The following is a 15,458-nucleotide window of genomic DNA, read 5'->3' as shown; positions in this document are numbered from 1 at the left end:
TTAGAAGATGGGAAGGCTAAAGGGCCTACCGTGGTCTAATTACAGATTTAGGAATTAAAACCGACTAATAACTTTAAAGTTTTATTAACTTTGAACTCTTAATATAGCTTATCAATAAATAAAAAATAACATGTCTTATAATTTATTAAAAGGAAAACGAGGAATCATATTTGGTGCCTTAGATGAAAACTCTATCGCTTGGAAAACAGCAGAACGTGTACATGAAGAAGGCGGAACATTTGTTTTAACAAATGCACCAGTTGCGATGCGTATGGGGCAAATAAATGAGCTTGCAGAAAAAACAGGTTCTCAAATCATTCCTGCAGATGCGACTTCTGAAGAAGATTTAAAAAACTTAGTAGAGCAATCTATGGAGATTTTAGGAGGTAAAATTGATTTTGTATTACACTCTATAGGGATGTCTATTAATGTACGAAAAGGAAAACATTATACAGATCAAAATTATGCATGGACTCAAAAGGGAACGGATGTTTCAGCCATGTCTTTTCATAAAGTAATGCAAACCTTATACAAAGCAGATGCTATGAATGAGTGGGGAAGTATTGTTGCTTTAACCTATATGGCTGCACAACGCGTATTTCCAGATTATAACGATATGGCAGATAATAAGGCCTTTTTAGAAAGTGTTGCTCGTAGTTTTGGTTATTTCTTCGGAAAAGATAAAAAGGTGCGTGTTAATACCATTTCACAATCGCCAACACCGACAACTGCAGGTAGCGGGGTTAAAGGGTTTGACGGTTTTATTTCCTATGCTGAAAAAATGTCGCCTTTAGGAAATGCTACGGCATTAGACTGTGCAAATTACACCGTTTCCCTATTTAGTGATTTAACAAAACGTGTAACATTACAAAACCTTTACAATGATGGAGGTTTTAGTAATATGGGAGTTAGTGATGCTGTTATGGAAGCTTTTGTAGATCAGCAACAGTAGAAGAATAGAATTAATAATAAGCGATAAGCCATTATGTTTGAACATAATGGCTTTTTTATGTTCACAAATTCATGAATTTTAAAACAGAACCAAAATGTGGTGTTAAATATTTAACACTTTTGGGTGTTTATGTTTTTTGTCGACATTTTCTTCATTTAAACGAATTGAAAGTTAAAGCTAATTATGTTACAAGGAATTAACATATTTTTAGAGAATAACTAACTTAAAATATTTTTTATGAAGAAAATTACTTTATTAACCTTATTGTTATTCGCTTTTCTATGGCAGGGTAATACACAAATTTTTATACAAGAAGATTTCGATTCTGGGGTTCCTTCTGATTGGACCAAAGTAAGATATTCCAATTCTACTACTCCTGCGTATCAATGCGGTGATGGAACAGGTAGTGTTTTTAATAATATGTATGGTTCATCGTCTAATGACGGTACGTTAATTTCACCTAATTATGTAGGAGTTTCTAATGGTACAGATACGACCGTTCAGTTCGATTGGTTAGCTAGGCCTTATTCGGTTAATGCAGTAGATTATATTATGTATATTGATTACTCTACAAATGATGGGGCTGATTGGATTTCAATATCTTCTTTTGCAGTTACTGAAACTACACCTTGTACTGCATTTACAGAAGTTATTCCAGCGGCGGACTTAGCAACTGGTTCTGATTTTAAATTTAGAATTAGAGGGGAGTGGCAAAGTGGAGATAGCTATTTTTACTTAGATAATCTTAATATATCTCAAGTAATTTCCTGTCCTTCACCATCAGATTTATTAGGAGCGGATATTACAGCGACGACTGCAGCTCTTAGTTGGACGGAAAATGGTTCTGCCACATCCTGGAATATTGAAGTTGTTGATATTACAGCAGGGGCTACTTTTACTGGTACGCCAACGACATCAAATGTTACTAATCCGTATACAGTTACAGGACTAGCATCGGATAATGACTATGAATATTATGTACAAGCAGATTGTACAGGAGGTGATTTAAGTTCTTGGGTAGGTCCTTTTACTTTTTCTACAATACCAACTTGTTTATCACCAACGGATTTGGAAGTAAGTAATATTACTACAAGTTCAGCAGAACTTTCTTGGTCAGCAGGAGATGCAGAAGTGTTATGGAATATTGAAGTGGTTAATATTACTTCGGGTGGTTCTGTTTCAGGGACGCCATCAAATATGGGAGTAACTAACCCTTTTGTTGCTACAGGATTACTAACTTCTAGTGAATATGAATTTTACGTTCAAGCAGATTGTGGAAATAACGATACAAGTGAATGGGTAGGACCATTTACGTTTAGTACATTATGTGAGCCTATAGCGTCATTTCCTTGGACAGAAGATTTTGAAGCTGTCACAACACCTAATTTACCTATATGTTGGGATATAAATAACAACAATGACGATACTGATTTTTGGAAGACTTATGGAACATATGGTACTTCTGGTGGTACAGCAGTTGGTTTATATACTGACTACAATTATGGTTCAAACGATGATTATCTAATTTTACCACAATTTACATTAACAGGAAATGAGCGTTTAATTTTTAATGTTAGAGCAAGAAGTACTGGTGAGCCAAATGATTATAAGGTCGTATTATCAACGACAGGTACTGCTCCAGAAGATTTTACTACAGATTTGTCAGATTTAACTCAAGTTTCATCGACTAGTTACGAGGAGAAAATCATCAATCTGAACGCTTATTCTGGTGATGTTTATATTGCTATTCATGTTCCAGAAGATGGATTAGATGGATATTACATATATTTTGATGATTTTAGTATCGTCGAATTACCATCATGTATTGAGCCTACAAATTTAACGGCTTCTGCTATTTCTTCTGATCAAGCTAATTTATCATGGACCGAGGAAGGAACGGCATCTCTATATAATGTTGAAGTTTTAATTGCCGGTGAGACACCAACAGGGGTTGCTACCGATACTGGGGTTTCTAATTCCTTTACTAAAACAGGTTTATCACCAATAACTAGTTATGAGTTTTATGTACAAGCAGATTGTACAGGTGGTGATTTAAGTGCATGGGTAGGTCCTTACTCATTTACTACGAGCTGTGTCCCTTATGCCGCACCATTTATGGAAAATTTTGATGGCGTGGGGTCTTCAGAAGTACCATCATGCTGGTCTACCATTGAAAATTCTAGTTCATCTTATGCATCTGTACTAACAAATACGTCCTATGATATTTCTGAACCAAATTCAATGCGATTCTATAATGGCTCTGACACTGATGCAGAGTTAATTCTAATATCACCAAATTTTAATGATGACTTTACTTTAAATAGAGTACGTTTCTCTGGTAGAGATGGAGCCGAAAATGATTTTATTGTTGGTACAATTACAGATCCAACTGATGCGAGTTCATTTACGCCTTTTCAGACTATTACATTAACAAGTACACAAACAGAGTATTCTGTAAATTTTGATACCTATACGGGAACTGATAGCTATATAGCCTTGAAAATGGTGCCTAGTTCAACTTATAATTACACTTATATTGATAATTTTTATTGGGAGGCTATTCCTAATTGTACACAAGCTGTTGTAGAATCATCTGCAATATTTGAAGATTGTGAAAATACTCAATATTATGTTGATGTAAATATAACTACTCTAGGTGATGCTACAGAAGTTAGTGATGGTACTAATACATTTGCCATTTCTGGAACAGGAATTGCACATATAGGTCCATTTGCTTCTGGTGATTCTACAACGTTGACAATTACGCATTCTGATTCAGCTTGTGATTTAAATTTAGGAACTTTTCATTTTGCTTGTCCACCAACTAATGATGAATGTTCAGCGGCTCAATCTATAACACAAGAAACTGGAATAGCAAATGCAAGTAGTGCGACTGCAACTCCAGGAACTATTGATGGTGCAACAGATTCTGGTCTAGCAGCAGAAGAATGTGGTATTTTTACTGGTAACGCTAATGATGATGTTTGGTACTCATTTGTAGCACTAACAGAAGATGTTAATATAACATATGAGCTTAGTACTGGTTTTGATGGGGTAGCGGAATTATTTTCTGGTACTTGTGGAGCTTTGACAATTATTGGATGTTCAGATAATAGTACAACTGAAGAAGTGAATGCGACAGGTTTAACTGTAGGTGAAACTTACTATACAAGAATTTTTCAGTATAGTGGTTCAGTTTCTACAATAGGTAAAACTTTTGATCTAAAAATTTGGTCTCAAGATGAGCCTTTAGGTGTAAGTGATTTTGAAACTGAAGCAGCATTTACTTATTATCCAAACCCAGTAAAAAACACATTATCTTTAAATGCTCAAAACACCATAGAGCAAGTGGCAATGTACAACATGCTAGGTCAAGAAGTATTAAGAGCAACGCCTAATACTGTTGATAGTGATTTAGATATGTCTCAGTTACAAACGGGTACTTACTTTGTTAAAGTAACTATTGCAAATGTGACTAAAACGATTCGAGTAATGAAGCAGTAGAAACCGTCATGCATGATAAATGCATAACTTAAATACGCTTTTTTATTATTATAAATGAGTTAAAACCAGAGAAGTGATCTTCTCTGGTTTTTTTTTGTTTAAGGTTATAGGTAAGTGAACTTCATTATTATTAAAATCATTAAAATCAAAAAAGTCTTAGGCTAACGGGACTCAATTTTTATAAGTTTTACGCGTCTAATAAGCTCATAATCTTGAAAGAATAAAATTACAGTTTTTAGATCTGTTAATTTCATCGAATTTATAGGTTGTTTGACGATTGAGGGATTTGTGATGACATATTTTTAGTGTTTTAACATATTTTTAGAGAATAATCTTACTTAAAACACATTTATTATGAAAAAAATTACTTTATCACTTATGGCTTTGTGTCTCGGATCTGTAGCTTGGGCACAATGTACAAGCGGAATTCCATATGAAGGCGCTGCTTTGGAAAATAATGGAACCATAGAACAGCAATCCATTTGTAATTTTTCTGGCGAGTATAGCGAAACTACAGGAATTATAGATGGTGACACCTATACGTTTTTCTCAGATATAGAAACTGATTTCTTAACCATAACGAGCTCTGATGGTAGCGTAATCTATGGTTATGGAATAACCCCGGTGACTCTAACAATTAATACCATACCCGATGTTAATGATCAAGCTGTAAATGTATATTATCATATTAATGAATATTGTTCTACGGATATCTATACTTGTCGTCGTACAAGTGTAAGGAATGATACTGTTGCTGAAGGTGCGTGTTTATCTCCTCTTGAGGTTGAACTCAGTAATATAGAAGATGTTTCTGCTGAACTTTCCTGGGAGCCCAATGGTATTAGCGTTATTAATTATACAGTAGAAGTGTATTTGGTAGGAGAAAGCGCGTCCAATTCAAATACGCCGGTGTTTGCTAATGCCAACGTTGAAGGTGAGAGTCTTCTACTAACTGGGCTTTCTGCATTAACAGAATACGATGTTTATATTAATGCCAACTGTGGAGGGGCTACTACAATGAGTGGGTTAACAAGTTTAAACTTTACCACTACAGCGTCTTGTGAGTCAACTTCAAACCTTGCTTTAGAAAACGTTATGTCTAATTCAGTTGTGGTATCTTATACGCCAGGTACAGGAAATAGTACTTTTTTGGTTGAGATTTATCTTGAAGGGGAGAGCGCTGCCCTAGGAAACACCCCCGTTTATTCTAATGCTTCGGTGACAGAAACTTCGGAGTATGTGGCTAATTTAGTTGAAGAAACAGCTTATGATGCTTTTGTTACAGGATTTTGTGACGGTGTCGCTACAGATTTGGTAGGCCCTGAGTCTTTTACAACACTAATAACTCCACCAACAAACAATGATTGTTACAATGCCGAAATAATTGTTCAAGAAACGGAAATTAGTGATGAGGACGCTGCGACACCAACATTAAGTACTATAGAAAATGCGTTACCATCTGGTGTTCCGGCAGAAGTATGTCAAGGTTTTGAAGGTGACGCTAATGATGATGTTTGGTTTTCTTTTGTGGCCTTAACAGAAAATGTAACTATTAATTACGACCTTACTTTTGATGGGGTTGCTGTACTATACACTGGTACTTGTGATAACTTAACCTATGTAACTTGTGCTGATGATTACGGAAATTCGGAAACAATTAATGCGACGGACTTAACGGTAGGTGAGACGTATTATACGCGTGTATATCAGTATAATACAGCTTCTACAGTAGGTAAAACTTTTGAAATAAAAATTTGGTCATCAGATGAGAACTTATCTACAACTGATTTTGAAAATGAGACCGCATTTACTTACTATCCTAATCCTGTTGCGCAAAGCTTAACTTTAGATGCTAAGCATACTATAGAACAGGTAGTTATGTATAATATGTTAGGCCAAGAGGTTTTAAGTCGTACACCTCAGACTTTAATGAGTCGTATAGATATGGATCAATTACCGTCAGGGACCTATTTTGTGAAAGTTACAATTGCTAATACTACTGAAACCATTAGAGTGATTAAAAAATAAAAGTAATCAACTTATGTATATATAAAAGCCGCTTTTAAAGCGGCTTTTTTTTGGGCGTATATCGTACATGGTTTAGTCCCATAAAAAATATAAAAAATGAAGCTATTTAAAGTGATTTTAGCTTTAATTGTCACCTTAGTATTATTTACCTTTGTAAGATATGGCAACAATATATTTTTCTTTTATTATACCCGTTTATAACAGACCACATGAGGTTAAAGAACTTTTGCAAAGTTTTTTAAGTTTAGAAGGGGAGCATCAGTATGAGATCGTTATTGTAGAAGATGGCTCTACAGAAAGTTCAGAGCAGGTTGTAGATACGTTTAAAAAACAGTTAGAAATTTCTTACTTTAAAAAAACAAATTCAGGACCCGGCGATTCTAGAAACTATGGAATGCGAAACGCCAAGGGAAATTATTTTATCATTTTAGACTCAGATGTTTTATTACCACCACAATATTTAAATACAATTTCATCATTTTTAAGGGAGACCTATTACGATTGTTTTGGCGGACCAGATGCAGCACATCCGTCTTTTACATCGCGACAAAAAGCAATTAATTTTGCTATGACTTCCTTTATTACGACTGGTGGAATTAGAGGAGGAGCGAAGAATATTGAAGATTTTCAACCCCGAAGTTTTAATATGGGCTTATCTAAAGCAGCGTTTTTAGCAACCGGCGGCTTTGGGAAAATTCATCCAGGTGAAGATCCCGATTTATCACTTCGTCTAAAACAATTAGGTTACAATACAGTTTTAATCGCTAAAGCTTTTGTTTACCATAAGCGACGGATCTCTTGGTCTAAGTTTTATAAACAAGTCCATAAGTTTGGACAAGTAAGGCCCATTTTAAATCAATGGCATCCAAGTTCTAAAAGTGTGGTGTATTGGTTACCGACCGTATTTAGCTTAGGAATGGTTATCGCAGTCCTTTTAGCTTTGTGGTCCTCTTATTTCCTCTTATATTTATATGGTTTTTATTTTGTGTTGGCTTGGATCTTAGCTCTAATTTCAAATAAAAATATTAAAGTGGCTTGTATGGCACTATGCGCTATAAGTATTCAATTTTTTGGCTATGGTTATGGCTTTTTAAAATCGACAATTGCACTCGTTATATTAAGAAAGACGCCAGAAACGGCATTTCCTCATTTATTTTTTAACTAAACAATGAATTCAAAAAAAAAGACTAACATTATAGATTACCTGAAAAAGAAAAATTTTAAAAGGTTCAGTCTCTTTTTTCTTGTTGCCTTTGTGTTTTTAATTTTCTCTAAACTCTCTAATGATTATAAACAGACCATACGTTTAAAGGTGAAATTGATTCATGTAGATGATGAAATTTTAATTAAAAAAGATTCCTCTAATAGTATTGAAGCTTATGTAGAGGCCAAAGGGTTTTCGTTAATGCCTTTTATTTTTGATAATACTAAAGCCTTAATTGTTGATGCTAAAACAGATGTTACGGTCCGCGCTGATTATTTTGTTTTTGATGTTACAAAGCACAAATATCTTATAGAGCGACAATTTGGGGATGCTTACCATTTAATTTCGGTAATTCCAGATACGTTGGTCATAGCCTATTCTAAACGCGCTTCAAAAAAACTACCTATTACATTTAAAAAGGAAATAGCATATAGTGTGGGCTATGATTTAAAAGGTGGCTTTGCCTTAGAAATGGATAGTGCCAAAGTGGTTGGGCCTGTAGAGGAGATTTCAAAAATGAAAACCATTACAACAGAAACCTTAAAGCTTAACGAGGTGAAAACGGATATTAATAGCAGTGTAGGTTTAGACATATCGGCTTTTAAGAATGTAGAAGTCTTTCCTAAGACCATAAATGTTAAAGGAAAGGTAGCGCGTTTTACTGAAGGGGTAATAGAGGTTCCTATTACTATTATTAACCAACCCGAGGATGTGGTTATTAATTATTTTCCTAAAACCGTTACATTGAGTTATTATGTAGATTTAGATCAGTATAACCATATTAAGGCTTCAGATTTTAAAGTGGCATGTGATTATTTGGACCGAGAAGAAAATCAAAGATTTTTAGTTCCAAAGGTGGTGCAGTCTTCAGAATTTGTGAAATATGTAAACATTAAGCAGAAACAAATTGATTTTATAGAATTATAATATGGTTGTAGGATTAACAGGAGGCATAGGAAGTGGTAAAACCACCATTTTAAACTATTTTAAATCCTTAGGCGTACCGGTCTATATTGCAGACCAAGAAGCTAAGGCCTTAATGAATTCATCAACGGAGATTAAGCAACAGTTAATCTGTTTGTTTGGTGACGAGGCCTACAAAGAGGGCGTGTTAAATAGAGCGTTTTTATCGGCAAAAATTTTTAACGATAAAGTCTTACTCCAAAAAATGAATGCCATAGTACACCCTAAAGTGGCGGCGCACTTTAAAACTTGGTTGCAGCAACAAGAGGCACCTTATGTCATTAAGGAAGCAGCTATTATTTTTGAAAATAACCATCAAGATCAGTACGATTATATTATTACCGTTATAGCAGATGAGGATTTGCGTATACAACGTGTTATGGCTAGGAATGGGGCTACCGAAGACAACGTAAAGTCTATTATTAAAAATCAATGGTCAGACGCAGACAAGGTAAAAGCTTCAGACTTTGTTATCGTTAACAACAGCTTAAAAGAGGCCAAGGATAAAGCCTTTCAAATTCATAATTCCTTACTAAAAAAGTTAAATCCCTAATTATACACTTTCATTTGTTAACATTAGGTTAAACCTAATTTGCACTAAATGTTAAAATGTTAAATTTGGGAAATGAACAAAAAACTATTCGTGTTATTAATAGTCCTAATGAGTTTATCGCTCATAGGGATTATTTTTGTACAAGCATTTTTCATAAACAACAGTTTAGAAAATGAGAATAAAAATTTTACGTTTAGTGTAAGACGATCATTAAGTTTGGTGTCTCAGGCTATTGAAGACTATGAGTACCGCGATTACTTTATGAAGCTTCAGCCTTACTTAAGTCAAGACAATAAGGCCGATTCCTCAATCATTAAACAATTATTTATTGCTACGGAAGATGATGTTAACGATAAAACCATTATTCACCGTAACACCGTTTTAGAAGAACGCTTTAAAGTGCCTTCTTTGTTCTTTGAAATTGATGCCGATAGTTTTAACGTTAGTAAATTATCTAGTGAACGGGTTACCGAAACGTATAACAATACCAGTATTGATGGTAATAGAAGAATAGACCCACAAACACAATTAAGAGAATATTCTTCTTTAAGTGCTTTAGATAAGCAGGTGTACGAAGATACCTTTAAGACCTTGTTAAAAGACACTCCTGTTTACAAACGTGTTTCTGCTGCTCAAGTAGAAACCTTTTTAAAGCGCGAGTTAAGAGCAGAAGGAATTGATTTAGATTTTGAGTTTGCCATTTATGATGATGATTTAGCGACTAAAGTAAGATCTGAAAATTTTGAGTTAATCGATGGCGAAGCCTATGGAGTGCCTGTTTTTTTAGACGGTAATAATGAAAGTAGTTACAATCTTTGGGTTGACTTTACAGGACGAAAAAAATACCTGTTGTCTTCAATTTTATGGATGATTGTATTGTCTATTGTTTTTACAGGAATTATTATTTTAGCTTATTCTAGCGCTATTTATCAATTGATAAGACAGCGACAGATTTCTCAGATTAAGACCGATTTTATAAATAATATGACGCATGAGTTTAAAACACCTATTGCGACCATAAATTTAGCTTTAGACTCTATAAAAAATCCTAAAATTATTTGCGATCAAGAAAAGGTAAGACGTTACTTAGGCATGATTAAAGAAGAGAATAAGCGGATGCATGCCCAGGTAGAAAATGTGTTGCGTATTTCTAAGCTTGATAAAAATGAGCTGAATATTAGTAAGGAACGCTTAGATATGCACGACTTAGTAGAGGATGCCATTACCCATGTGGAGTTAATCGTAGAAGATAGACAAGGTTATGTAAAAAGCCATTTAGACGCAGAACATACTTCTATATTGGCTAATGACACGCATTTTACTAATGTGGTGGTGAATATATTAGACAATGCTATAAAATACTCAGATAATGCGCCAATGATTGATGTTTATACTGAAAATGTAGGGAATAGCATTATTCTAAAAGTGGTAGATCAGGGTAACGGAATGTCTAAAGCGGTAGCAAAACGTGTGTTCGAAAAATTTTATAGAGAACATACCGGAAACGTACATAATGTAAAGGGACATGGCTTAGGATTAGCCTATGTTAAAAAAATAGTAGATGACCATCATGGTCATATTTCAGTAGAAAGTGAAAAAGGAAAAGGCAGTACTTTTATAATAAAGATGCCGTTAATATCATAAAAACGAATTATGGAAGAGCAAAATAAAAAAATTCTTTTGGTAGAAGACGATCCAAATTTTGGAACTGTTTTAAAAGATTATTTAATGATGAATGATTACGAAGTAATCCATGCCAAAAACGGAATGGAAGGCTTTGAAAAATTCAAAAAAGATGATTATGATCTTTGTATCCTAGATGTCATGATGCCTTATAAGGATGGCTTTACTTTGGCTAAGGAAATTAGAGAGAAGAATGAAGATGTGCCTATTATTTTCTTAACCGCTAAAGCCATGAAAGAAGACGTTCTTAAAGGTTATAAAGTGGGGGCAGATGATTACCTTAATAAACCTTTTGATAGTGAAGTTTTATTGATGAAAATTAAGGCCATTATGCAACGTAAAGCTAAAGACACCGTTGCAGATAGTAAACAATTTGAATTTAAAATTGGGCGCTTTGATCTTAACTCTAAATTGCGTTTTCTTAAATTTGATGGTGGCGAACCGTCTAAATTATCTCCTAAAGAGAATGAATTATTACGCCTTTTAGCTTTACATGAAAATGATTTAATGCCTAGAGAATTAGCATTGACAAAAATTTGGCGCGATGATAACTACTTTACATCACGAAGTATGGATGTTTATATTGCGAAATTACGTAAATATTTAAAACCAGATCCAAGTGTAGAAATCTTAAATATACATGGTGAAGGATTTAGATTGGTGGTAAACAAATAAGTCCAAATAAATTAGATTTATAAAAAAAAATCCAGTGGTTAGTTCCACTGGATTTTTTGTGTTTTTTAAGGCGAATTTCATCCTTTTAAAATTAAAATTGAGCTTCAATATAACTTATAATTTGCGAGATATCGGTTTTGTAATCAAACCATTCTATATAAGGATCTTTTCTAAACCAGGTAAGTTGGCGTTTAGCAAATCGTCGTGTGTTCTTTTTTATTTCAGAAAGAGCAAAATCTAAACTATGATGGCCATTAAAATATTGAAACAGCTCTTTGTAACCTACCGTATTTAAGGCATTGAGATCTTTATAAGGGAGTAATTCTTTTACTTCATCTAACAAGCCATTCTCAACCATAAGATCCACACGTTGGTTAATACGATTGTAGATTATAGAGCGCTCGGCATTAAGTCCAATACTTATAGTTTTAAAGGCACGCTCTTTTTCAGGATCGGTTAAAAAGGAGGTATAAGGTTGTCCTGTGCCAATACAAATTTCTAAAGCTCTAATAACCCGTTTAGGATTATCAATAGCAATGGTACTGTAAGCCTTAGGATCTAAAGTTTTTAATTGTTCTTGAAGGACTTCTAGGCCATCTTTTTTTAATTTGGCATTAAGATCTGTTCTTATCTGCGCATCGACCTCGGGAAAATAATCTAAACCATCCCTAACAGCTTTTACATACAAGCCTGAACCGCCTACCATGACCACAACGTTGTGTTTTTGGTGTAACTTTTGAAGTTTTAAAATGGCTTCACGCTCAAAGTCTCCAACATTATAAGTGGTCTGTATCGATTTATTTTGAATAAAATGATGTGGGGCAGCCTGCAATTCTTCAGGAGAGGGTACCGCTGTACCAATATTCATTTCTTTAAAGAACTGTCGCGAGTCGGCCGAAATAATTTCGGTATTAAAATGCTGCGCTAATTTTATACTTAAAGCCGTTTTGCCAATAGCCGTTGGGCCTACAATAGAAATAAGAAATTTAGGGGATGGGTGTGCCATTGGTATCTTAAAAGTTTAATGGTGCAGTTGGTTACCACAATTGTAACAAAAGTCGGCATTATCTCTATGATTAGAGACATGACAGTTAGAGCAATGTTGCGAGTTCAGATGAATGGTTACATGTTGTGTAGGGTCATTTTCCTGATCGTAGTTGTTAGATTCTAAAGACTTTTTTTTATCATCACTCTGTTTCCCAGATCTAATATATTCAGCAGAAACAATTCCGGTAGGTACAGCAATAATTCCGTAACCCAGAATCATAATAAAAGTTGTGATAAGTTGTCCTAGGGCCGTTTGTGGTGCAATGTCTCCAAAACCTACAGTGGTTAAGGTGACCACACACCAATAGATACTTTTGGGTATGTTGTCAAAACCATTAGCTTCTCCTTCCACTAAATACATAATAGTTCCGAAAATAACTGACGTAATCATAACCGCAAATAAGAATACCATAATTTTTACGCGGCTAGCAATAAGTGAAGCTTTTAAATGATTAGAAGCACCGAGGTAACGCGCTAATTTTAGAATTCTGAAGACTCTTAAGAGACGAAGCGCACGTAAGGTGACTAAAGCTTGTGAGCCAACAAAAACAAAGGATAAGTACATAGGGATGGTAGAGAGAAAATCTACAATACCGAAAAAACTAAAGACATATTTTAAGGGTTTCTTTACGGAAATGATGCGTAAAATATATTCAATAGAAAACAAAATAGTCACCACCCATTCACCAATATATAAGAGTTGGTGGTATTCTTCATCAATACTTGCGATACTTTCTAACATCACCAATATGATACTAAAGATGATGAGTACCAATAAAATAATATCAAAGAGTTTACCAGAGGGTGTGTCGGCCTCATAAATCACTTCGTGAATTTTATGTTTCCATTTTTGTTTTTGTTGAGAATCCATAGGCATTAAAAGTCTAAAAAAGTATCACTATTGATTTTCTAAAACAATTACTGTATTGTTTTGAAGTTTTACAACCTTATCCATAAATTGTTTTAGATAAGGATAATATTCTGGTAAATAAATGGGTCTATTAAATTGAATTTTAAAATAAAGCGTTAGTACTTCATCTTTCATATTGGTATTAAATAGTATTCGTCCGCCATTATTAGGTAATGCATAATTTACGGAAGAAGGCATTTCTACTATTTTTAAATTATCATTAAGATCTATTTTTACTTTATACATAAAAATGCTTTTGTAGCCAAAATCTATAGGGTATGTTCTTTCTTGTAATTGAAAAGGGTTCTTATTAAAAAATTTTAAAATAAAGGGGTTTAAGTAAATTTTGTTACCTATAATTTCAGGTTCTAAAGAAAAATTTAAAGTTTCATTAAATTCCGACTTTGTTTTATCGTAATCATTAACGTTATGATCAATGATTTTAATATCAGTGTAATTATTAATGCTGTTCTCTTTATAAGTTATGGAATTTTCCTCAAACTGTTTTTTTTTACTATATGAATAATACCCTTGAGAATTACTGTTTATTCTTCCTGTAAAATGATCATCTTGATATGAAAATAACTCTATACTGTGTGATTTTATAGAGTTATCATTAACAATGATATCTTCCCAATAACTTCCATTATCAAAATCTATAAGTCTTCCATATTGATTTAAAGTTCTAAAAGGTAATTCTCCAAAAACGAGATAAGGATCAGTAGCATCTAAATAATAGCTTTTTTCATCTATTGTAATTTTTAGTATTACATAGTTAAAGTCACTAAGTACAGGATAGATTTTAGTTATTAAACCATTTTGTCTCGTAGATATTAAGATAGGGTAGGCTTTGATACCTTCAATATTTAATAAATTTTCTAAGAGTAAATTAATTTCAAATGTACTTCCTACTTTCTCTTTATTTAATGTTTTTATTGAAACATCATACCTTTCAGATTTACCGTTCCATTTATAATTATCAAGAACAAATTGATAAATAGCTTTCGCTTTAGTTAGCTTATCAGAAATTAGAGAAATAGACTCTGGTAATACACTTTTTACGAGACTCTTTTTACTAATCTGTCTTCCAAAATCTTCATCGGTCTCTAATTCTTTATCCGCATTTTTCCATGTTTTGGCTATTTTCTTAACAACACCATCAAACCCACGGAAAACACTTAGTTCATATTCTATTCTAGAAATATAATTTAACTCTGTAGTTGTATAATCTTCCAATTTGTAGGCGGGTATATTTTTCATCACATACTTAGAAATCCCACAGTCTGAATAACCATTACGCCCCACTTCTAAACAACTTTTTTCTAAACTAACATCATTAGTGTCTAAAGGAATACCACCAACTAATTTTACATGATATTCGTAATTACCAGGAATACTAGTGTTGTATTCGCTATACATCACAGGGTCTTGTCCTTGGAAATACCACGGCTGATATTTAGACATAAATTTAGATTGTGTTTCATATCTAACCGTTAAAACACTTCCTACTTTTACTTGTGGCAAAGCAAACTTTACTAAAGTATAGTTTTCATTTTCCTCTTTAAAAATAGCATCCTTAGATAAATGACTTTTAACAATTTTACCATTAACTAAATTGTAGGTCGTAGCACTAATGTTTTCAATTTTTTCTTCAGAAGATTTTCCTTTATAGAGTTTAACTTCAAATTGGCCTCGTTCTATTCCTTCTGGTCTTAAAATTTTTATTTTTCTTTGATTTTGTACTCTAAGCCAAAATGTATTTCTATCCACAAAACTGTTACCATAATCGTAAATAACAAGAGCATTTGCAGTAGAGTCTTTACTGTAAGAGGTGAGTTCTAAATCACTTTTAGAAACAAACATAGCCGTATTGTATTCTTGAGAAAAACCAATAATGCTGATAAAAAATACAACGATAAACAACCTTAATTTCATCAAA

At 33.5% G+C, this 15,458-nt stretch carries 11 protein-coding genes; 8 read left to right on the top strand and 3 right to left on the bottom strand.

The window, feature by feature from the left end:
- Positions 1-130 precede the first annotated feature (130 nt).
- The 8 genes from DFQ08_RS13010 to DFQ08_RS12975 all read left to right on the top strand — a co-directional run bounded on the left by DFQ08_RS13010 (position 131) and on the right by DFQ08_RS12975 (position 11,562).
- The gene (locus tag DFQ08_RS13010; RefSeq protein WP_114310450.1) at positions 131-952 is read left to right on the top strand and encodes an enoyl-ACP reductase FabI; all 822 of its coding nucleotides are present in this window, start codon (positions 131-133) and stop codon (positions 950-952) included.
- 237 nt (positions 953-1,189) lie between these two features.
- A complete protein-coding gene (locus DFQ08_RS13005) occupies positions 1,190-4,456 on the top strand; it encodes a T9SS-dependent choice-of-anchor J family protein (RefSeq protein ID WP_114310449.1) in 3,267 nt (1,088 codons plus the stop codon).
- A gap of 354 nt (positions 4,457-4,810) precedes the next feature.
- Positions 4,811-6,484, top strand: coding sequence for a T9SS type A sorting domain-containing protein (locus DFQ08_RS13000; protein ID WP_114310448.1), 1,674 nt, complete (start codon positions 4,811-4,813; stop codon positions 6,482-6,484).
- A 160-nt stretch (positions 6,485-6,644) separates the two neighbouring features.
- Positions 6,645-7,649, top strand: coding sequence for a glycosyltransferase (locus DFQ08_RS12995; protein WP_114310447.1), 1,005 nt, complete (start codon positions 6,645-6,647; stop codon positions 7,647-7,649).
- 3 nt (positions 7,650-7,652) lie between these two features.
- A complete protein-coding gene (locus DFQ08_RS12990; protein WP_114310446.1) occupies positions 7,653-8,615 on the top strand; it encodes a YbbR-like domain-containing protein in 963 nt (320 codons plus the stop codon).
- 1 nt (position 8,616) lies between these two features.
- Complete coding sequence (gene coaE / locus DFQ08_RS12985) at positions 8,617-9,204, top strand: dephospho-CoA kinase (protein WP_114310445.1); 588 nt, start codon at positions 8,617-8,619, stop codon at positions 9,202-9,204.
- Between the two features lie 108 nt (positions 9,205-9,312).
- Complete coding sequence (locus DFQ08_RS12980) at positions 9,313-10,848, top strand: sensor histidine kinase (protein WP_114310444.1); 1,536 nt, start codon at positions 9,313-9,315, stop codon at positions 10,846-10,848.
- A gap of 9 nt (positions 10,849-10,857) precedes the next feature.
- Entirely contained in the window at positions 10,858-11,562 is a 705-nt protein-coding gene (locus tag DFQ08_RS12975; RefSeq protein WP_114310443.1) for a response regulator transcription factor, read from the top strand.
- 91 nt (positions 11,563-11,653) lie between these two features.
- Here DFQ08_RS12975 and miaA read toward each other — a convergent pair whose 3' ends face one another.
- From miaA to DFQ08_RS12960, 3 genes are read right to left on the bottom strand one after another with little or no spacing between them, the layout of a single operon-like run.
- Positions 11,654-12,568 (bottom strand): tRNA (adenosine(37)-N6)-dimethylallyltransferase MiaA, encoded by a 915-nt coding sequence (gene miaA, locus DFQ08_RS12970; RefSeq protein ID WP_114310442.1) that lies wholly within the window; start codon positions 12,566-12,568, stop codon positions 11,654-11,656.
- 15 nt (positions 12,569-12,583) lie between these two features.
- The gene (locus DFQ08_RS12965) at positions 12,584-13,480 is read right to left on the bottom strand and encodes an ion transporter (protein ID WP_114310519.1); all 897 of its coding nucleotides are present in this window, start codon (positions 13,478-13,480) and stop codon (positions 12,584-12,586) included.
- A 27-nt stretch (positions 13,481-13,507) separates the two neighbouring features.
- Complete coding sequence (locus DFQ08_RS12960; protein ID WP_114310441.1) at positions 13,508-15,454, bottom strand: DUF3857 domain-containing protein; 1,947 nt, start codon at positions 15,452-15,454, stop codon at positions 13,508-13,510.
- Between the last annotated feature and the right edge of the window lie 4 nt (positions 15,455-15,458).

The organism is Winogradskyella arenosi, assembly GCF_003337305.1.
Classification (GTDB): domain Bacteria; phylum Bacteroidota; class Bacteroidia; order Flavobacteriales; family Flavobacteriaceae; genus Winogradskyella; species Winogradskyella arenosi.
This window is presented reverse-complemented; position numbering and strand designations above follow the sequence as displayed.